The sequence below is a fragment of the Polyangium sp. y55x31 genome, from assembly GCF_029946505.1.
GTDB lineage: Bacteria > Myxococcota_A > Polyangia > Polyangiales > Polyangiaceae > Polyangium.
Genome location: NZ_JARZHG010000020.1, coordinates 22,549 through 42,837, shown reverse-complemented (window position 1 = coordinate 42,837; position 20,289 = coordinate 22,549). Strand labels below are relative to the sequence as shown.

Genomic DNA, 20,289 nt, shown 5'->3' with positions numbered 1-20,289 from the left:
GAGTCCTTTCAGCTCCCTTTCTGCGACGGCGAAAGACCCCGCGTGGTGCCCGCGGTTGACGCCCCACGCAAGCTGTTGTTCCTTCGTTCTCCCCACCCGTGTCGTCCATGCTCACGTCGAGACCCCTCTCTGCCCCGCGGCTCTTCTCCGCCGCCGTGTTCGCCGTCGCGGCGCTCGGAGCCACGCCATCGCACGCTGCCCCGCCCGATCCGGCGCGCAAGGCCCAGTGCGCGGCCGCGTTCGAGGAGGGGCAGGAGCTCGAAAAGGCCGGCCGCCTCGTCGAGGCGCGCGGAAAGTTCGTCTCGTGCAGTGACGAGGCCTGCCCGGCCGTCGTGCGCGACGAATGCGCGACGATGCTCCCGCGCGTCGAGTCGAGCCTGCCGACGATCGTCCCCGGCCTGCGTGACGCGCAGGGCAACGATGTCGTCGCGGCGGAGGTGACGCTCGACGGCGCCGTCCTCACGAAGACGCTCGACGGCCAGCCGATTGCCGTGAACCCGGGGCCTCATACGCTCAGGTTCGTCGCGCCGAACGCGGCGCCGGTCGAGCGGCAGGTCGTCATCCGTGTCGGCGAAAAGAATCGCGTGATCACGGTGGATCTGGAGGGACCCGCCAAGACGTCTCCGGACGCAGGCACGGACAAACCCGCGGATGCGGGGGCCAGCACGTCCGGAAAACGCGTGGCCTCGTACGTGCTCGGTGGGCTCGGGGTCGTATCCCTCGGGGCCTTCGCTTACCTCGGCATCACGGGGAAGGCCGATCTCGCGGCCCTCCGCGATGGTTGTGGCCGCACGCAGAGCTGCGCCGAGACGGACGTCGATGCCGTGAAGACGAAGCTGATCCTCGCGGACGTGTCGCTCGGCGTGGGTGTCGTCTCGCTGGGCGTCGCGACGGCGCTGTTTTTCACGAGCGGCGGCGAAAAGAAGCCGGCGACGGCCGCCCGCGCGCCGTTCGTCCGGCCCGTCGTCGCGCCGCTCCCGGGCGGGGGCGCGGCGATGCTCATTGGTACGTTCTGATCGACGTCAGAACGAGCCGCCGCCGAAATCGTCGAAACGGACCTCGTCCGGAATGCCATAGGTGAACACGCCGATCCGGCCGCCGGAGGTCCCCATCGGCGCGGCCGAGGCGTCCCACGTCCCGAGGAGCTTGCCGTTCACGTACGCCTCGATGCGACCGTCGTCGTAGCCGCGCGCCCATATCGTATCCCCTTCCACGAGCGTGTACGGGACCGGCTCGCCCACCATGGCCCACTGACCTTCGCTGCAATAAGCGACGTGAACCACGGGCGCCCCATTGAAGCGGTTCCAGCTCACCACGACCGACTCGCATTCGCTCGGGTGCCCCTGGTTGCGCAGGATGAGCTCGATCTCCGCCTCGTCCCCGTCCATCGATTCGATCGTCACGTAGGCCTCCTGGCGGGCGCCGAACACCTGATCCCAGATCGCCGCGTCTGGATTGTCGCCATGCGTGAGGAGCCGCTCGCCGTAAATCGTGTACGTGCCGGAGGACATGAGCTTCCACGGCGGCCCGGGATCGCCGTCGGCGCGGTCGAAGTCGTCGAGGATCCCCGTCGCCGGGCTGTTGACGACACCGCCCGCGCCGCCTGCGCCGCCTGCGCCGCCTGCGCCGCCTGTGCCGCCCATGCCTCCGCCGGTGCTCGCCGAGCTCGCCGAGTTCGCCACGGCCCCGTCGTCCGGAGCGCCGGTCAGGCCGTCGAACGACGAAGTCAGATAACACGCGGGGGCGAGGAGGGCGCCGGACGCGGCGAGCACGCCGGCAAGCAGGTTCTTCGAGGCCATGGCCCGAGGATACCCCGGATCCCGCCGTTGCATCTACGCCTAGGGCTTGCGGGGCAGCGCGTTCTTTTCGAGCCAGGCGAACGCCTCGCCGAAGACCCGCTCGGCGTCGCCCATCTGCCCGTGCTTGGCGCCCGGCATTTCGAGGTACGTGGAAGGAATGCCGGCTGCCTGGAGTTCCGCGGCGGCTTGCTTCATGCGCGCCGTCACGTCGAACTCTCCGCTTACCATGACCGCGCCGCGCACGTGCCGGAGCCGCGCCGCCGAGGGCTCCGTGGGCGCGCCGATCAAGACGAGCCGCGAATACCTTTGCGGCCATTGCTCGGCGAGCCGCTCGCCGAGGAACGCGCCCTGCGAGTGGCCGACCAGCACGAGATCGTCCGCCACGCCGCCGCTCACCTCGAACGCCGCTCGGATGCGCGCGTCGAGTTTGTCGAGGTCGAACGAATGTTTGCGCAGGATGCCCGCGTCGTCGCAGGGGATGTCGCCGCGGACCGCGAGGATGCCGCCGTGCTCGCTCGCCGCGAACTGGAAGGCCTGCACGTCCCCGACGCCGGCCGAGCACATCCCGTGCAGGAAGAGCATCTTCGGATGCGCGCCGTTCGGGCCGGGCACGGCGAATCCGGGCAGATCGTCGGGGATGTTCAGCGTGTAGACCTCGACCGGGAGCGCGAGGCGCCTCTGCGTGGCGAGGGGGCGAATCGCGGCGAGGGCCTGTTCGTCCCGGCCGCACCCCGTGGCGGCGACGGAGAGCCATGCGAGGAGCCCGAGGCGGCGGAGCATCTTCTGCATGCTCGCTTCGTGGGGGAGGCGCTCGCTCGTCGCAATCGGGGAACGACGGGTTTCACCGGCGGATCGTATTCGCGATTTTCCGCCGCGAGGTGGAATCAGGTTCCGTCCACGCGGGTCTGGAAGAGGCCGTTCATGTATTCGACGAGCAGCCGCTCGCGCAGCGGGGGCGGCAGGTGGTTCAGGACCTCGCTCACGGCGGCCATGCGATCGGGCAAGCTCGCGCCTGCGATGCCGGTGGCCGCCATCGCCTCGCGCAGGATGCCGCCGAGCGCCGCCGGATCGAGCTTCGTGAGGTCGAGCGAGGCGAGCGCGCCGCGGAGCGCCGAAAGATCGCCGCCGGGCGGCGGCAACGTCCGGGCGATCGCCACGCATTCGCGCAGATCCCGGAGGAGCTCGTCGGCGAGCCCGAGCGCCTTCGGGTTGAGCGAGAGGTGAATGTTCTCCTTCGACGAACCAAAGCCGAGCTGCGGCTGGACGAACCAGCCGCGGGCCTTCATCTCGTCGATGACGTGAAAAACGCTGACCTCGTCGGACGTGAACGCGACGAGGTTCATCTCGGGCCGCGCGAGGAGCCGGAGGCCCGGGATCGCCTCGATCCCGTCGACGATCTTGCGCGTCGCGGCCAGCATGTTCCGCGCGATTTCGAGGTACCCCTCGTCGCCGAAATGATGGAGCACGGCCCAGCAGGCGGCGAGCGGCCCGGCCGATTTCGTGCTCTGCACGGTCGAGTTGATCACCGTGTAGCCCGTCCAGCCCGCGCAGGCATAAAATTGATGGCGCCGCAGGTCCTTCGTCTTGTGCAAGATCACCGATGCGCCCTTGGCGGCGTAGGCGTACTTGTGGAAGTCCATCGAGATGCTCGTGACGCCCGGGACCTGGAAATCGAAATCGGGGACGGGCGCGCCGAGCCGCCGGAAGTACGGCAGGAGAAACCCGCCGATGCACGCGTCGACGTGGAGGAGCAGGTTCTTTTCGAGCGCGAGCGCGCCGAGCTCGCGGATCGGATCGACGACGCCGTGCGCGTAGGAGACGGCCGATCCGACGAGCAGGATCGTGTTCGGCCCGATGGCCGCGCGCATGGCCGCGACGTCGGCCTTGAACGTGGCGCGATCGACGGGCACGGAGGCGAGCTTCACGTCGAGGTAATGGGCGGCCTTGTGAAACGCCGCGTGCGCCGTCTCGGGCACGATGATCTCGGGCTCGCGGATGCCGCGCACTTCGCGGGCGTAGTCGCGCGCCGTCTTCACGGCGAGCAGGATGCTCTCGGTGCCGCCGCTCGTGAACGAGCCCGCGACCTCGTCGTCGCCGCCGAGGTGCGCCGTGGCCATCGAAACGACGTCATTTTCGAGCACGAGCGTGCTCGGAAAGACCGTGGGATCGAGCGCGTTTTCCCCGAGGTACATGGTGTACGCGCGGTGAATCACGCTTTCCGCGTCGGGCCCGGCGTCATAGACGTACGCGAAGGTGCGTCCGTCGCGCCAGGGCATGTCATGCGCGCGGAACGCGGCGAGTTTTCCGAACAGCTCGTCCCTTCCGAGACCCTTCGCGGGGATCTTCATCGTGCCTCCTCGGTCGTTTCCCGGGCCATGAGGCACGCGGCGGCCCCCTCGTGTCAAGCGGCCCGCGAAGGGCTAGGATGCGCCTCCCATGCTGACGATCGATCCCCACCCGCTGCTCGAGGCCGCCGCTTTCACGACCACGTTTCCCGCGCCGCTCGGCGAAATCCAGGTCCCCGCGAGCGTCCGCGCGCTGCTCACGCCGGGCGCCGCGGCGCCGCTCTCGGCCGACGAGGCGGTTCGTTCGGCCGTGCGCGATCTCTTGCGGCACGGCGGATACAAGCCGACGGGGCGGGGAAAACCTTCGTCCGAGTACCTCGTCCGCGCGGTGGCCGAGGGGGCGCTCGGTTCGATCAACGCGGCCGTCGACACGTGCAACGCGGTCTCCTTGCACAGCGGCCTGCCCATCAGCGTGATCGACCTCGACCGCGCGACGCCGCCGCTCCGGCTCGGTATCGCGAGGCCGGGCGAGAAATACGTCTTCAATGCCTCGGGGCAGGAGATCGATCTCGGCGGGCTGCTTTGCCTCTTCGACGCGGAAGGCCCGTCGGCGAACGGGGTGAAGGACGCGCAACGCACGAAGACGCACGCCGGGACGCGGCGTACGTTGAGCGTCCTCTGGGGCACGCGCGCGCTCGCGGGCCGCGCGCGGGAGGCCGCGGCGTGGTATCGAAACCTGCTGGAGGAAGCAGGCGCGACGACGGACGTCGTGGCGGAATGATCAGCGAGGCGTGTCGCTGGCCGGGATCCAGAAGCCGCCGGCGTCGTCGGGCAGGGCGAATACCGATTTCGGGAGCACGTTCGTCCAGCCGGCGATGGTCTCGAGCACGAGGAACTCGGTCCCGGCCTCGATGACGCCGATCGGCCGCTCTTTCTCGTCGCGCCGGAAGCGGATCGGAATGTCCTTCGGGGCCCGGGCGACGCGGGGCGGCGGATCCATGACGAGCTGCGCGCCCGCGACGCTCGTCTCGGGGGGAATGTATTGATCCATCATCTCGCCCTTCGGTAAGGCCGTGAGATCCGACCAGCGCATCCATCCGTCGATGGCGAGGTCGGTGCGGAGCTTTCCGTGGACGAACGATCCGGTCTGCTCGGTGCTCCAGAAGAGCTTCACATCGGCGACGTTCATGCGCAGCGTGTAGACGACGTTGCCCGCGGGGCCGTCGAGGATGTCGACGTCCTGGGCTTTCGCGAGGAAGCCGCGGCCATTGCCGGGCACCTCCACGGGCACGGGCGTGCCGCGCTGCAAGGCGAGGGCGTCGCAAGGCGCGCTGACGGTGGCGTTCTGACCATTCGTGCCAAAAATGGGCATCTCGACCGTGACGAACCCGAGCTTCGCCCCGGTGACCTTGAGCTTCTGCGCGCTCGCGATCCACACGTTGCCCGAGACGATGGGAATGTCGCGGCCGCTCCAGACCGGGATCGAGGTCGTCGCGACGTACCCTTCGAGCCGGAAGGAAGGCTCGTTCGTGCGTGTGACGATCTTCGAGCGCTGAATGGCCGGATCCGGCGGGATTTCGCTCATCGACATCGGGACATAGCCGCCCTGGAAGCTCGCAATGACCCGGCCGCCCACGGGCGCGTCGTAAAGCAACGTGCCCTTCGTCAGAGGAGACGTCCCTTTGATCACGCAGTTCGGACCGGTGACGCCAATCGTCGCGGTAGGCGGAGGCGGGGGAGGCGGAGGCGGGGGCGGCGGAGGCGGGGGCGGCGGAGGCGGGGGCGGCGGAGGCGGAGGCGGAGGCGGAGGCGGCGGCGGCGGAGGCGGCGGAGGCGGCGGCGGAGGCGGGGGATTCTTCACCGTCGGCTTCGTCGTGGGCTCCGACGTGGCCTTCGTCGTGCCCTCGGGCCGCGGGTCGTCGAAGGTTCCTTCGGTCGGCTGCCATTGCCCCGTCCGCGGCTCGGTCGGGGTGCAGGCGAGGGGAAGGCCGAGCGTGACGCAGGCCGCGGCGAGGACGGCGGCGGTGACCGACGAGCGCGCGAGACCCGCGCGGCGAGGGCAGGGAACCATGGGGCGTACGTATACCACGTTCCGGGCGGCCCTCGCGAGAGGGGTATCTCGCTTGCCCGCCCCGGCCCGCGGTGACCGAGGTTCGCTTGACGCCTCCGGTCCGCCGTCTTTACGCTCTGCGAATGACGTCCTCCTTGCGATCTTCGGTTCTCCTCCTCGGCCTCGCCTCGTTCACCTTCGCCACGGCCGCCTCCGCGCGCCCATTCCGGGTGAACGACATCCCGAACGGCACCAAATACGGCTGCTTGAACTGCCACGGCGACACGAAGGCCAGTTACAACACGGATTTCGGCGGCGATGCGCGCCTCCAGCTCGTGGGCGACGTGCCCGTGCAGGAGCAAAACGTGAACTGGGCGCCGCTTTGCGTGTTCGACTCGGATCAGGATGGCTGGACGAACGGGCAGGAGCTCGGCGACCCCGATTGCACCTGGACGAAGGGCGACCCGGATCCGAAAGGGTTCGTCTACAACCCCGGAAACCCCGACAGCCACCCGCCGCCCGTCTGCGGCAGCGGCAAGCTCGAAGCCGGCGAGGCGTGCGACGGCGACCTGTTCCTGGTGAGTGATTGCGCGGAAGCAGGGGCGGGTGAAGGCGCGCTCGCTTGCACGGCGGATTGCAAGCTCGACTATACGCAATGCAGCCAGCCGCCCGGCTCGCTGCCCGACCTCGGCGGCGGCGACGGGACCACGGAAGAGGCCGGAGGGTGCAGCGCGGCGCCGGGATCAGCGCGGGGCTTCGGGGGAATGGGCGCGGTGATCGGGGCGCTCGCCTTTGCGGCGGCGATGCGTCGCAAGCGGCGGTAGGCGGGCGAATCAGAACCGAGCGCCGAACGAGAGGCCGACCGTGCCGGGGCCGACCGCGGGCACGACCGCGATCTCGCGCAGGCGCGAGGGATCCGGGCCTTGGGGCTTCTTGTCGTCCTTCTTGCGCGGGGGGGTGAGCCGGGGTTCGTCGAAGTAATACAGCAAAAACGCGAGGGCCCCCATGCCCGCGGCCACGTTGAGCGATATGGTCGCGCCGTTGCGAAGTACCGTCTGCTCGTCGCGCTTCTGGAGATACACATCGAGCTCCGCCTCGCTGATCGTGCCTGCGAGGCGCCGGTCGTTGATCTCTTTCGCCTTGTCGCCGGCTGCCCCCGCGAAGAACGCCATGACGCCGCCGCCGGCGACACACGTCGCCGCCGCGCCGATGAGGACGAACGAGGTGATTCTTTGCCGCGTGCGATCGAGCGCGGCGTTCACGTCCTCCGACTTTCCTCGGCCGAGGTCGAGCTCGGTGGTGAACGTGTTGAAGCCGTTCAGGCTCACGCTGAGGGTCCGGACGCCCGCCTCGATCTGGAGCGGCGCCTGGAGCGGCAAGGCGCCCTTGGGCAAACCGTCCACCGTGACCGACGCGCCTGCCGGGCCCGTGATCGACACGAACGCCGGCATTTCACGCAAGGGTACGTCGAGCGCCGTCATCTGGCCCTGCTTGGCCGGCACCTCGCGCTCCTCGGGGAAATACCCCGGCGCCTGCACCAATACCTTGTGTTTGCCCGGCGTGACGTCGATCGCCTCGAGCGCGCGCGGCGGGCCGCCGTCGATCGAAATCGTCGCGTCCTCGACCTGCGTGGTGATCGAGATCTGCGTCGAGGGCGCCTCCTCGGGCGTGGGCGCGCTTTGCACCTCGGGAGGCAAGCGCGCGAGGATGTCTTCGATGTCCTTGATGGCCGCGTCCGCCTCGCCGCGCCGCTTGCCCGTCGTGTCCGTGGCCAGATACCGGCGATAATAATCCACGGCCTGGCGCAGGTTTTGCGGTTTGCCGTCGTTGCCGTATTGCTTGCGGTAGGCCTGCGCGATCGAGAAGAGCAGGCCGGGGCGCGTCGTGAGGGCGTAGGCCTGCTCGAAGGCGCGGACGGCGTTCGCGTAATTGCCCTTCTCGTATTCGCGGGCGCCGGTCTCGAAGTAGGCGCGCGCCTCGGGGGAATCGACGTCCGAAGGGCCCGCGAGCGAGAGGCCCGCGCCCGTCGAAAGCGCGAGCATCACGAGCGCCGCCAAGAAACGCCTCATCGGACGGCCTCCTTGCCGAGGAAGAGGAGCAGCTTCTGGCCCTCGGCGACGAGCAGATCGTCGACGCCGTCGCTGTTCACGTCGATCGCGAGCAGCGCCTGGCCGCTTCGGATCCGGGAGAATGGCAGCGGCGCGAATTGGTCCGGCGGGATCGTCGTGTCGAACGTGCGCGTCGCCTTGTCGAACGAGAACAGGTAGAGCCCGCCCCTCGTGAGCACCGCGAGCTCCTTCTCCGTGCTCAGGTCGATGTTCGGGAACGCGATGTCGATGATGCCCTGCGGCACGTCGGCGTCCTCGTTGCCCGTCGACATGTCGGGGCCGAGGTAGGCATCCGGCAAGTTGACGAGCGTCATGTTCTTCGCATTGACGGGATCCGTGCTCACGCCGTCGTTCCAGAAGATCGCGAGGGCATTCCGGACCTCGTTCGCATTTTGCACCAGGACGACGACGTCGCGCTGGCCATTGCCGTCGACGTCGACGACGACCGATGGAACATCGAACGGATCGGGATTCGGCAAGACGAGATTGGCATTCACGCCGGGGATGTTGCCGGGGAGCAGATCGAAGTCCCCGGCTCGGTAATCATCGACCCAGAGGCCACGGCCGCCGTTCGAGGCTTTCATGAAGAGCGCGAGCGCCTCGTGCTCCGCGTCATGTGCCTCGTTGTAATTCACGGGCGCGATGAGCATGCCGTCGTCGCCCGTGACAATGTTATCGAGGATCCGCAGGGACGTCCCGTCCTGACGACAGCCCGCGATCCAGACCTCGCTGCCTGTCCGCGCCACGATCATCGACGGGGTCACGGACGTCTCGGATTCGTCCGGCGGCGCTGGTGCCGTGCATTCCTCGACGCCGAAGCGCGACAAGACGATATGCGTCGGGTCCTCGGCGGCCGGTTTGATGTCCGTGCCCGCCATGGCGCCCACCGACATGCCCTTGATGGAGAGCGGCGCGAGGAGCCGTCGCCCGACATTGCCCTCGATGATCGTGAAATGCTTGTCCGGGGACATCGGCGCCGGCATGCCCTGCATGCCCGACGCGCCCGCGGAGAGGACCACGAGATCGTCGAGCAAATCGGGGGCTCCGACGGCATTTTCCCCTTTCATGCGCCCCGCGGCGATGTGGTCGAGGCCCTCGAAGACGCCGAGGGAGAGGGGCGCATCGGGCACGGCAAGCGGGCGACCGAAGAGCACGAGGAGCTCGCTCGGGCCCGTGAAGACCGGGCCACCGGGCACGGTGGGCGGAGAGAGCCGGAGGACGGCGTCGTCCACGGAGTCTCCGTCGAAATCGCCGATAGCGAACTCGCTGACGGGCTCCTCCACCGGGATGGTGAACGTATTGAGCTCGCCACCCTCGGCGCGGCTCCACACGTCGAGGATCGTTTGGTTCGAGCGTGCGGCAAGGAGGTCCGGGCGCTCGTCGCCGTTGAAATCGGCGATAGCGGCTTGCGTCCAGCGCACGCCGTTCAGCTTGATGCAGTCCCGCAGAAATACCGGCTCCGGCCCTTGCGGCTCCACAAAGGGGTTGTAGAGGACGCCACGAGCGTCGACCACGTCGAGCGCGCCATTGCCATCGAAATCGCCCACGGCGAGGGGCGGGCCGCCGAGGCTGCGCCCGTCGCACGTGTCCTTCTCGACGGTGAGCGGCCCCAGCTCAACCGGCGGGGGCATGGGCTCCACGAACGTGTCATTGCCCTCGTTCCGGTAGAGGTGGACGCTCGTCCCCAAATTTTCGACGATCCCCACGAGCAGATCGTCGTCGCCGTCGCTGTCCGCGTCCGCGAAAAAGACGTCGGCCCAGGGCACGGCGCCCGCGGGGAGCGCGAGTTGGAGAATCGTCGGCTCCTCGGCGAGCTTCGCGGGCTCCTTGCACGTGAGGACGTAGAGCCCCGGCGGGGACGTGAGCGCGAAAGCGACGTAGGGGCACGCTGCGGGCGTTTTAGCCTTGGAGAGGGCCACGGCGCCGGCGAGCGTCCCCGGGAACGAATTGACGACCTTGCTGTCCTCGTCGGCCGTGTTCTTGTCGTTGACGACCACCGTTTCGAGGGTGGTTTGTCCGTTCTTCGCGACGAACGCGAGCAGCGTATTCACGCTCCCGAGCCGCCCGAGGGGAACGAGCCGCGTCGTGCCGCCGTCCACGTCCCCCGAATGATAACTCCTCGGCAGGAGCGTGCGATTGTCCTGCCCCGACAAGACGCCGAGCGCGCTCCCGAGGTTCAGGACGAGATCCGAGGTGCCATCGCCGTCGATGTCGCCGATCCCGGGCAAACGTCGCTCGTTCGGCACCGTGATCGAGCGCTCGATGAGGCCGGTCGTCTCGAAAAACAGGATGTCGAGCGAGCTGTCGCCGAGGGCCACGGCATCCTGCCGGCCGTCGCCGTCGAAATCGCCGGAGAGCAAGCGCCGCACGCCGCCGCCCGCAATCGAGAGCGGAGCCGCAGAGAGCCCGCCGGGCCTGCGGCACGTGCCGTCGATCCCGCAGCCGAAATCGTCCGGGCACACCACGTTCGGATCATCGGCGAGGTTGCAGACGTAGCGGCAGGTGGTGCTGCAGTGGTTCGTGGGCGCGGCGTCGCCCGCGTCACCCGCATCGCCCGCGTCACCCGCATCGCCCGCGTCTTCCTCGATGACCGGATTTCCGTCGCAATCCTCGCCCGTTTCGAGGACGCGGTTGCCGCAGACGTTTTTGTCGACGTTTTCGAGGCTCTCGCAGCTCGCCGCCGCCACGGCCCCGAGAAATGCGGCGAGGCCGACCAGCGCCGCGCGCCGGAAGCTAATACTCGAGTTCCCCACGATTCTTCACCGTCTTCGCCGTCCCGCTCGGTCGCGGCTGGGAGGTCGCCTTCTCCTTCTCCAGCGTGATCGGGATCAGGATGTTGTGGTTGGGCTCGACGGAGACCGTCTTCGATTGATGCCCCTTCGCCGAGAAGGTGAGCTCGACGGGCGCATCACCGTGCGGAATCTTGAACGGGCCCGGCGCCACGCCGAGCTTACGTTCGCCGAGGTGGACCTCGACGTTGTCCGGGGTCGCCTGCACGCGGAGCTCGATTTCGAGCGGCACGACCGGCTCGACCGTGGGCTCCGGCGCGGCCGTTTTCACCGGGGCAAGCGCGGGGGGCGGCGGGGGAGGCGGAGGCGGCGGGTGCGCAGCGACGGCGTCCTGCCCGCCCCGCGAGAAATGAAGTGTCGCCGCGACGGTCCCCGCGACGAGGAGGCCCGCGCCGAGGGCCATGACGAGGACCTTCGTGCGCCGGCTCGGCAGGGCGTCCGGCGTGGACCGGAGCGTCGCCTTCGGCTGATCCCCCGACGAACCCGTGGTCGCCGGCGCCACGTCCGGCTGCATCATCGTCGTCGCCTGCCCGAAGACGGCTTGCTGCGCGGGCGTCAAGCCGGCCGGAACGTCGAGGCGCGGGAGCTTTTCGCTGGAGCGCGTGGCCACGGAGGGGACCTCGATCCCCGCCGCGCGTGCAGCATCGACGACCGCGTCGATCGCGGCCGTCACCGACGCCGGGCGCTCGGCCGGATCCTTCGCGAGCATCCGGAGCACGGGCGCGTCGAGCGCGGTCGGGACGTCCGGACAAACCGCCGACATGGCCGGCGGGGGGGTTTGGACCTGCTGCATGAGCACGTCCATCACGTCGTCGCCCATGAACGGCGGCTGGCCCGTGAGCACGGCGTGGGTCATCACGCCGAACGAATAGATGTCCGTCCGGTGGTCGACCTGCTTGCCGCGGCATTGCTCGGGCGACATGTAGAGCGGCGTGCCCATGGGCGTGCCCGTGCGCGTCTTGTGCCCTTGCGATTCGCCGAGGAGCTTGGCGATGCCGAAATCGAGGAGCTTCGGGAAGACCGAGCCGTCCTCGTCGAAGACGAGGTAGACGTTCTCCGGCTTGAGATCGCGGTGGGCGATGCCGGCTGCGTGCGCGGCGTCGAGGGCCCGGGCGATCTGGCGCAGGATGGGCAATGCCTCGGAGGGGCGGAGGCGGCCGCGCTGGCGGAGGTACCCTTCGAGGGTCATGCCCTCGAGCAGCTCCATGATGTAATACTGCCGCCCGTCCTCGAGCTTGCCGAACGAGAAGATATCGATGATGCCGCGGTGGCGGATCTGGTTGACCGCGCGGGCCTCGGCGACGAACCGCGAGACCATCACCGGGTTGTGCGAGTATTGCGGGTTCAGGACCTTGATCGCCGCCGATTTGCCGATGACCGGGTGGACCGCGGCGTACACCGCGCCGAACCCGCCCTCGCCAATCTTGCGCTCGATGCGGTATTCCCCGACGATCCGGCCGGCCTCGAGCTCGAGCGCCGCGGCCAGGGGGTCTGGGGGCGAAGCTTGGCTTGCCCAAGCGGAGCCCCCAGCGCCAGACACCGCGTCGTCCGGGACGAGGGATGTGCCGTCGGCGGGGCAGGCGGCGACGTCACCCGAGTAGGTGGCAAGGCAAGTAGGACAGGTGGCCATGCGGCGCTCGGCGGGAGCCTACACCACGCAGGGGCGCGAGTAGAAGCCCGAAGGCACGAAACGTACAGCTTGACAGAAGGCATGTGGGGCCGTTCGCTTTGCCGGCCATGGAAGCGGCGTCCCGGTTCGTCTCGGAGAGCCTCGCGCGGGCGCTCGCGCTCGTCGTGCCGGCGCTCGACATCCTGCGCGAGCGGCCGGATTCGAAGGATCCGCCCGCGTTTTGCGAGGCGCGCGGGTTTTCCGCGTTCCTCCGCGCGCTCTCCGACGACGAGCTCGCCCGCTGCGAGGCCGAGGGGCTCGCGGCGCGCTTGCCCATGCTCGCGGGCGCGCCGCCGTCGCTCGTGGAGCTCGGGCGCTCGGCGCTCGAGGTCTCCGCGCTGCCTGCGCGGCTCGCGGCGACGCCGGGGACGCGGCTCGATCGGCCTCGATCGATCTCGGAGCGCAAGACGCGGCAGCTCGAAGCGCTGCTCGACGCGGTCGAGCCCATGGCGCGGAAGGCGCGGCGGATCGTGGACGTGGGCGCGGGGCGAGGGCACTTCACGCGCCTCGCGGCGGAGATGTTCGATCGCGACGCGGTGGGGATCGAGCGTGAGCCGCGGCGCGTGGAGGCGGCGTCGATCCTCGGCCAGGGCACGCGCGCGAGGTTCGTCGTGCTCGACGCACTCCGCGATCCGATCCTGCTCTCGCCCGACGATCTCGCGGTCGGGCTACACGCGTGCGGCTCGCTCGGCGATCGGTTGGTGCTCGAAGCATCGAGGGCGCCGTGCGACGTGGCGCTCGTTTCGTGTTGCCTGCAAAAGATCGATCGGCCCGCGCGCGAGCCGCTCTCCGCCGCGGCGCGGGCGGCCGGGCTCGTGCTCCCGCGCGAGGCGCTCGGGCTTTCGAACCTGACGACGCGTCTCGTCGGCGTGGAGGCGAGCCTCGCGGAGATGCTTTCTGGGCGGGAAAACCGGCACGCGCTCGCGCGGCTCTTGCGGGCGCGGGGCGTCTCGATCGCGCCGGGCGAGGAGATGCGTGGCATCAACCGGCGGAGGGCGCGCGAGGGGCTCGCCGAGCTTTCGGCGCGGGCGCTCGCGCTCCGGGGGCTCGCGCCGGCGACGGAGGCGGAGATCCGCGAGCACGAGGCGGAAGGCGCGATCGAGTTCGGCCGGATCCGGCGCTGGACGCTGCCGCGCGCGATGCTCGCGCGACCGCTCGAGATCGCGGTCGTGCTCGATCGCGCGGCGGCGCTCGAAGAGCGAGGGTATACGGCGCGGGTCGCGGAGGTGTTCGACGCGGATGCGACGCCGCGAAACCTCGCGATTCTCGGGGAGGCTCCGCGACGCTAGGAAAAACGTTTACTTGGGCGGAGGCAGCACGCACGTCCCGTTCGGCGTGCAGACGAGCGGCGGGCAGCAATCCTTGTCCGTGCTGCACGGGCCGCACGTTCCGCCGGGGCCGCAGGCGGGCGTCGGGTTCACGCAATCGTGGCAATCGGTGCACGCGCTGTCCGGCGGCTGGCAGCCGTTGATCGTGATGATCGCCTCGTCGTAATGGACCTTGAACTGGTGCGCCGTGGAGATGCTCTTCGCGAAGACCGAGCCGTACACTTCGAGCTCGTTGCTCGCCTGGAGCGCGGCGTTCGGCATGTAGAGGTTCGCCCCGAGCACGAACTGGCCGGCGAGCGCCACCTGCGCGCCGCCGATGTAGACGCGTGTGGCGGCGGGGCGCGTGATCGCGCCGATCGCGGCCTGGTTCGTCAGGGCCACGTTGCCTTTCACGAAGAGATCGAGCTCGGCCGCGTCCGAAAGGTCGATCGTGAGCTTGCCGGCGACCGCGATGTCGCCGTCGATCGCGAGCACGGTGCGGCCCGTGAGGTGCACGGTGACGGTGCTGTCGGACTTGATGCCCGAGAGGAAATACCGGCCGCAAGGCAGGGTGATCTCGGTGGGCATGCTGGGATTCGCCACGAGCACGTCCGCGGCGACGCCATTCTCGTCGTTGTCGTTCGTCCCGCCGAACGCCTGGACGATGCCGGCGACGTCGACCGGATCGTCGCAGTTGCAGGGCGTTTCGATGTCGACCGGGCCCACGACCGAGCCGCCGAGCGCGTTCACCTTGGCCGTGTTCTCGGCGATCGGCGTGAAGAGCTTGCCCTGGATCGTGAGCTCCTTGTTGCTGCTGTTCACGGTGCCGCCGATCGTCGCGTCGTTCTGGGCGAGGGCCACGTGCGAGATCGTCGCATTGCCGCCGCATTGCAGCGCCTGGACGACGTCGTGCTGGTTCGTCGTGCTCATCGAGCCCTTCACGAGCAGCGCGCCCTTGATGCTCGTCGCGGCCTGGGCGCTGTAATTGCCATTGACGCCGATCGAGCCGCCCGCGAGAGGTTTGTTCGGGTCGATCGACGAGAACGAGTCGGTCACGACGGTGTTGTTCGCGTCGAACCCCGTGCAGGAGCAGGCGGCGAAGAGGAACGTTTTCTTGCCGATGTCGCCCGTGCATTCGCCGGAGCCCGGGATCGGGATCGCGCCCTTGCCCATGCAGAAATCGTCGAGCCCCGCGTCGAGCGGGTTTCCGCCGGTGCCCGAGGACGACGACGAAGGCGCGCCGCCCATGCCCCCGGCGCCGCCCGCGCCGGATCCGCCGGAGCCCACGAATTCGCCGCCCACGCCCGCGCCCGCTTGCCCACCCGCGCCGCCCGTGGCTGCGCCCGAGCTCGAAGCCGCGCCCGTGCTCGAAGCCGCGCCCGTGCTTCCCGCGCCGCTCGATCCGCAGGCAGCCGCGAGGACCGTGGGCAATGCCACCAGGGCGAGGAGAGAAAAAAGCGTTTTGTGTCCCATCATGACCGGATACCACGACGGGGACGCGGCCCGTCAAGCCCTTCCCTTGACGCCTCCCGCGCGTGCCGCTAGCCATGTAGGCAGAAACGCCGTGTCCACCTCGTATGACCTCGCCGCCATCGCTGCCCGGCTCGTTATGCTGGATCTCGTGTCCGAGGCCGTGACGACGGAGCGACAAGCGGCCGTCGCGGCGATCCTGCGCGCGCCGCGGGAGGGCCACGAGGCCGAGGTCCTTTTGATCCGTCGCTCCGAGCGGCAGGGGGATCCGTGGTCCGGGCAGATGGCGTTCCCGGGCGGGCGCCGGGAGCCGGCGGATCCGAGCCTTTATTACACGGCCCTGCGCGAGACCGAGGAGGAAATCGGGCTTGATCTCGCCCAGCACGGCCGCTTTCTGGCGCGGCTCGCGGACGTGCCCGCGGTGGCGCGGGCGCGGCGCGTCGGCATGACCATCACGCCGTTCGTCTTCGCCCTCGACGAGCCCGAACCGCCGCCGTTCACGCTGAGCGCGGAGGTCGCCGAGGTGATATGGGCGCCGATCGGCCCGATGGTGCGTGGCGAGAGCGCGGCGCGATATGCTTACAATTACGAGGGAAACGTGCTCGACATGCCGGCGTTCGCCGTCGAGGAGCGAATCGTGTGGGGATTGACGTACCGCATGCTCGAAATGCTCTTCGAGGTCCTCGGCGCGCGCTAGGCCCGACGGGGCTTGACAGCCGGCGGCCATTCTGATGCCGTGCGTGCCTTCCTTTTCACGCGAGGTGGGTGCGTCATGAGGGCATTGCGCGGATCGTTCGTCGGGGCCATCGTGGTCGGAATCATGCACGTCGCAGCGGGCTGCGGCGGGCCGGACGAGCCGCCCGGCGCGGGCGGGGGAGGGGCCGGTGGAGGCGGCGGAGGCGGCGGATCCGGCGGCGAGCCGATCACGTGCTCGTTCGAGGTCGCCTCGCACGACGTGGGATGCCCGGAAGGGAGCTGCCCCATCACGACCGACGTCGAGGTGCGCTGCACCGAGCGCGAATTCGGCGCGGCGGGCTTGCGCGTCGCGGCGGCGCCCACGGGGACGTTCCTCGGCACGTCGAGCCACGGGGCGACCTATCTCTTCGAGATCACGCCCTCGGGCGGCAGCCGGATCGAAGCATTCCCGATGCGGCTCGACGCGACCTCGATGATCCTCGCGCAGGATCCGAGCGGCGCGGTGTATGCCGTCGGCGACGAGACGACGATCGACGGGAGCACCTCGCCGGTCGGATACCCGAACGGCCTCGTGCTCGTGCGCCCGGATGGAAGCTGGTTCGTGAAAGAGACGGTCGCCGACAGGGACGATCGTTACGTGCCGGTTTACGATTTCGAGATCGATCCGACGGGCATCGCATACGTGTGGTACGCGAGCGAGCCGCCGAGCGGGATCTCGGTCGCGAGGCGTGCGGTGGACGGCAACTTCTCGTCTTCGCCTGTGCCGACCATCGGCGAGGGGAGCCGATTCACGATCGATGCGTCGGGCGCGCCCGTCTCGCTCGGGTTCATTCCCAACGGCTCCTTTTACGACCTCGCGTACGGTGATCCGCCGGAGGTCTTGACCGGCCTCTCCGTGCCGTCGCCGGTCGCGAAATACCGCGTGACCCAGGCCCCGGCGAGCGTGCTCGGCGCGGGGGTCGAGCCATTCGTGGCCGTCGTCCAGCACGACGTCGGCCTGCACGTGGTATGGCCGTCGGGCCAGGCGTCCGACGAGATCGAGGTCGCGGACACGAACGTGCCGGCTTACGTTTGTCCGTTCACCACCGAATACGATTTACAAAACGCGACCTGCCCGGCCCCTTGCCACGAGACCGCGACCGGCATCGAAAACGGGGCCTTCGCGATCACGCGGACCGCGGACGGCAAGGTCTGGCTCGCCTGGATCGTGAGCCACCTCGATTACATGCGCGTCTACCAGAAGCAATGCTTCGACAGCGAACAAATGTGCATTTGTGGTGGCCTGGCCGAGGAGGTGAAGACGAAGAACGAGCTCGTGATCGCGCGGTACGATCCAGGACAACCCCTCGTCGAGCCCTTGCTCACGCTCCCGATCGACGCGCCGTCGACGTACGAGTTTTACTCGGATCTGTGGACGGACGTGCGGCTGCTCGACATCCGGGCATTCGAAAACGAGGTCGCCGTGGGCGTGCGGCTCGAAGACGAGAAAGGGATCAAGGTGCGCGTGCTGCGCATCCAGAACACGCCCTGAAAACGGCTCAGGCCGTATACCCGCCGTCGACCACGATCTCCGCGCCCGTCACGTACGCGCTCTCGTCCGAAGCGCACATCAAAATGGCCGCCGCGACCTCCCGCGGCGTGGCGAAACGCCCGAACGGCGAGGTCTTCGCGAGCGCCGCGTACGCCTCCCGCACGTCGCCGAGCTCTTTCACGAGCGCCTGGAAAAACGGCTGTTTCTCCCACATCGGCGTCTCCACACCCGCGGGCAGGACGGCGTTCACCCGGACCCGGTGCGGCGCGCCCTCGAGCGCAGCCACCTTCGTCAGCATCACGACGGCGGCCTTGCTCGCGCAATACGCGCCTGCGCCCGCGCTCGCTTTTTTGCCCGAGGCGCTCGCCACGTTGACGATGCTGCCCCCGCCCGCGCCGCGCATCACCCGGATCCCCCGCTGCGTGCCGAGGAAAACGCTGTCGAGGTTCACCGAAACCACGCGCCGGAAATCGGCGAGCGTGCTCTCGGCGAGCGGGGCGCTCGACGCGATGCCCGCGTTGTTCACGAGGATATCGATCCGGCCCCAGCCCGCGAGCACGCGGTCGAGCACCGACTCCCAGTCCGCCTCGTCCGTCGCGTCGAGCTCCAGGGCGAGCGCCTGGCCGCCGCGCGTCGCGATACGCGTGGCCGCTGCCTCGGCCGCGGCGACGTCGATATCGGTGACCACGACGCGCGCGCCCTCCTCCGCGAAGAGCTCCGCCGTCGCCTGCCCGATGCCCGACCCCGCGCCCGTCACGAGCGCCACCTTGCCTGCGATGCGTCCTGCCATGATGCCCCCACCCATCATCCGCGGGCCCGTGTGCCCCGTCAACCATCGAGCATGGCTGGAACCTACGGCATATGCCCCGGACGTCCGTATCCGTTCGTTTCATCTCCCGGGCGCGGCCGCGTCGTGCCACCATGCCGCGCCATGACCGCCGCTCTCTCCTACACCCACGGCACGAGCGCGACGCCGCTGCTCGGCGAGACCATCGGGGAAAACCTGCGCCGCACGGCGACGCGATACCCGGACCGCGAGGCCCTCGTCGTCCGCTCGCAAGGCGTGCGCATGACGTACGGCGAGCTCTGGGAGGCGACGACGCGGGTCGCGCGGGGGCTCATCGCGTTCGGCGTGAAGCGGGGCGATCGCGTGGGGCTCTGGTCGCCGAACCGGTTCGAATGGGTCGTCCTCCAGTACGCCGCGGCGCGCGTCGGCGCCATTCTGGTGAACGTCAATCCCGCGTACAAGACCGCGGAGCTCGAATATGCATTGCGGAAATCGGGCGTGTCGGTGCTGTTCGCGGCGCGGCGGTTCCGGGCCACGAGCTACGTGGAGATGATCGCCGAGGTGAGGCCGCGCCTCGCGGAGCTCCGGCTCGTGCTGATCGTCGACGAGGACTGGAAAATGATCGTGGAGGCGGGCGGGCACGTGAGCGACGACGCGCTCGCCGAGCGCGAGGCGGAGCTCTCGTTCGACGACCCGATCAACATCCAGTACACCTCGGGCACGACGGGTTTTCCCAAGGGCGCGACGCTCTCGCACCACAACGTGCTGAACAACGGGTTTTTCGTCGGCGAGGCCCTCGGCTACGGCCCCGACGATCGGGTCTGCATTCCCGTGCCGTTTTACCATTGCTTCGGCATGGTCATGGGCAACCTCGCGTGTACGTCGCACGGGTCCACGATGGTGATCCCGGGCGAAGCGTTCGACCCGCTCGCGGTGCTGGAGGCGGTCGAGGCCGAGAAGTGCACGTCGCTCTATGGCGTGCCGACGATGTTCATCGCGGAGCTCGATCACCCGCGATTCAAGGAGTTCGACCTGCGCTCGCTGCGCACGGGGATCATGGCGGGATCGCCGTGTCCGGTGGAGGTGATGCGGCGCGTGGTCTCGCAGATGCACATGCGGGAGGTCACGATCTGTTACGGGATGACCGAGACCTCGCCCGTCTCCACGCAAAGCGCGAAGGACGATCCCGAGGACAAACGCGTCGGCACCGTGGGCCGCGTGCACCCGCACGTGGAGGTCAAGATCGTCGATCCGAAGACGGGCACGGTCCTGCCGCGCGGCGTCGCCGGCGAGCTCTGCACGCGCGGCTACAGCGTGATGCTCGGCTACTGGGCCGACGAGGAGGCGACACGCACGTCGATCGACGCGGGCCGGTGGATGCATACCGGTGACCTCGCGACGATCGACGCGGACGGGTACGTGAACATCGTCGGTCGCATCAAGGACATGATCATTCGTGGCGGGGAGAACGTGTATCCGCGCGAGATCGAGGAGTATTTGCACCTGCATCCGCGCGTCGCCGAGGCGCAGGTGATCGGCGTTCCGAGCGCGAAATACGGCGAGGAGATCATGGCCTGGGTCCGGCCGAAGCCGGGCGATGCGCTGACCGAGGCCGAGCTCGTCGAGTTTTGCAAGGGCAAGATCGCGACCTTCAAGATCCCGCGTTACTGGAAGGTCGTGGACGAGTTCCCGATGACCGTGACGGGGAAGGTGCAGAAGTACCGGATGCGCGAGCTTTCCGTGAGCGAGCTCGGGCTCGAGCTCGTTTCGCGGATCGAGACCGCCTGAGGCGTGGAAA

The 20,289-nt window shown here is 69.0% G+C and carries 16 protein-coding genes; 7 read left to right on the top strand and 9 right to left on the bottom strand.

Annotated features, from left to right (window positions below; genetic code table 11):
- Window positions 1-107 precede the first annotated feature (107 nt).
- The gene (locus QHF84_RS29595; protein WP_281316805.1) at window positions 108-1,016 is read left to right on the top strand and encodes a hypothetical protein; all 909 of its coding nucleotides are present in this window, start codon (window positions 108-110) and stop codon (window positions 1,014-1,016) included.
- A gap of 6 nt (window positions 1,017-1,022) precedes the next feature.
- On the opposite strand, the gene QHF84_RS29590 is transcribed toward QHF84_RS29595, so the two are convergent.
- From QHF84_RS29590 to QHF84_RS29580, 3 genes are all read right to left on the bottom strand, one after another.
- Window positions 1,023-1,799 carry a hypothetical protein gene (locus QHF84_RS29590; RefSeq protein ID WP_281316804.1) on the bottom strand — a complete coding sequence of 259 codons (777 nt, stop codon included), beginning with the start codon at window positions 1,797-1,799 and terminating at the stop codon, window positions 1,023-1,025.
- A gap of 39 nt (window positions 1,800-1,838) precedes the next feature.
- Complete coding sequence (locus tag QHF84_RS29585) at window positions 1,839-2,588, bottom strand: hypothetical protein (RefSeq protein WP_281316803.1); 750 nt, start codon at window positions 2,586-2,588, stop codon at window positions 1,839-1,841.
- Between the two features lie 95 nt (window positions 2,589-2,683).
- Entirely contained in the window at window positions 2,684-4,147 is a 1,464-nt protein-coding gene (locus QHF84_RS29580) for an aspartate aminotransferase family protein (RefSeq protein ID WP_281316802.1), read from the bottom strand.
- A gap of 88 nt (window positions 4,148-4,235) precedes the next feature.
- On the opposite strand from QHF84_RS29580, the gene QHF84_RS29575 reads away from it, so the two are divergent.
- Window positions 4,236-4,865, top strand: coding sequence for a phenylalanine--tRNA ligase beta subunit-related protein (locus QHF84_RS29575; RefSeq protein WP_281316801.1), 630 nt, complete (start codon window positions 4,236-4,238; stop codon window positions 4,863-4,865).
- Here the strand turns inward: QHF84_RS29575 and QHF84_RS29570 are convergent, their stop codons facing one another.
- The gene (locus tag QHF84_RS29570; RefSeq protein WP_281316800.1) at window positions 4,866-6,155 is read right to left on the bottom strand and encodes a hypothetical protein; all 1,290 of its coding nucleotides are present in this window, start codon (window positions 6,153-6,155) and stop codon (window positions 4,866-4,868) included.
- A 122-nt stretch (window positions 6,156-6,277) separates the two neighbouring features.
- Here QHF84_RS29570 and QHF84_RS29565 point away from each other — a divergent pair, with 122 nt between their 5' ends.
- Complete coding sequence (locus QHF84_RS29565; RefSeq protein ID WP_281316799.1) at window positions 6,278-6,958, top strand: hypothetical protein; 681 nt, start codon at window positions 6,278-6,280, stop codon at window positions 6,956-6,958.
- A gap of 9 nt (window positions 6,959-6,967) precedes the next feature.
- On the opposite strand, the gene QHF84_RS29560 is transcribed toward QHF84_RS29565, so the two are convergent.
- From QHF84_RS29560 to QHF84_RS29550, 3 genes are read right to left on the bottom strand one after another with little or no spacing between them, the layout of a single operon-like run.
- Window positions 6,968-8,203 (bottom strand): PEGA domain-containing protein, encoded by a 1,236-nt coding sequence (locus QHF84_RS29560; RefSeq protein ID WP_281316798.1) that lies wholly within the window; start codon window positions 8,201-8,203, stop codon window positions 6,968-6,970.
- Entirely contained in the window at window positions 8,200-10,995 is a 2,796-nt protein-coding gene (locus QHF84_RS29555; protein ID WP_281316797.1) for a VCBS repeat-containing protein, read from the bottom strand. The genes QHF84_RS29560 and QHF84_RS29555 overlap by 4 nt, the downstream gene beginning before the upstream one ends.
- Entirely contained in the window at window positions 10,976-12,661 is a 1,686-nt protein-coding gene (locus QHF84_RS29550) for a serine/threonine-protein kinase (protein ID WP_281316796.1), read from the bottom strand. The genes QHF84_RS29555 and QHF84_RS29550 overlap by 20 nt, the downstream gene beginning before the upstream one ends.
- 107 nt (window positions 12,662-12,768) lie before the next feature.
- Between QHF84_RS29550 and QHF84_RS29545 the strand changes: the two genes are divergently transcribed.
- Window positions 12,769-13,989: a methyltransferase gene (locus QHF84_RS29545; RefSeq protein ID WP_281316795.1), complete on the top strand. Its 1,221-nt coding sequence runs from the start codon at window positions 12,769-12,771 to the stop codon at window positions 13,987-13,989.
- A 9-nt stretch (window positions 13,990-13,998) separates the two neighbouring features.
- Here QHF84_RS29545 and QHF84_RS29540 read toward each other — a convergent pair whose 3' ends face one another.
- A complete protein-coding gene (locus QHF84_RS29540) occupies window positions 13,999-15,483 on the bottom strand; it encodes a hypothetical protein (protein WP_281316794.1) in 1,485 nt (494 codons plus the stop codon).
- Window positions 15,484-15,571: 88 nt separating this feature from the next.
- On the opposite strand from QHF84_RS29540, the gene QHF84_RS29535 reads away from it, so the two are divergent.
- Together QHF84_RS29535 and QHF84_RS29530 are read left to right on the top strand one after the other, a co-directional pair.
- Window positions 15,572-16,174: a CoA pyrophosphatase gene (locus tag QHF84_RS29535; protein WP_281316793.1), complete on the top strand. Its 603-nt coding sequence runs from the start codon at window positions 15,572-15,574 to the stop codon at window positions 16,172-16,174.
- Between the two features lie 75 nt (window positions 16,175-16,249).
- Window positions 16,250-17,704, top strand: coding sequence for a hypothetical protein (locus QHF84_RS29530; RefSeq protein WP_281316792.1), 1,455 nt, complete (start codon window positions 16,250-16,252; stop codon window positions 17,702-17,704).
- Window positions 17,705-17,711: 7 nt separating this feature from the next.
- Here QHF84_RS29530 and QHF84_RS29525 read toward each other — a convergent pair whose 3' ends face one another.
- On the bottom strand, window positions 17,712-18,494 hold the full coding sequence (locus QHF84_RS29525; protein WP_281316791.1) for an SDR family NAD(P)-dependent oxidoreductase: 783 nt from the start codon (window positions 18,492-18,494) through the stop codon (window positions 17,712-17,714).
- Window positions 18,495-18,635: 141 nt separating this feature from the next.
- On the opposite strand from QHF84_RS29525, the gene QHF84_RS29520 reads away from it, so the two are divergent.
- Entirely contained in the window at window positions 18,636-20,279 is a 1,644-nt protein-coding gene (locus tag QHF84_RS29520) for an AMP-binding protein (RefSeq protein ID WP_281316790.1), read from the top strand.
- Window positions 20,280-20,289: the final 10 nt, after the last annotated feature.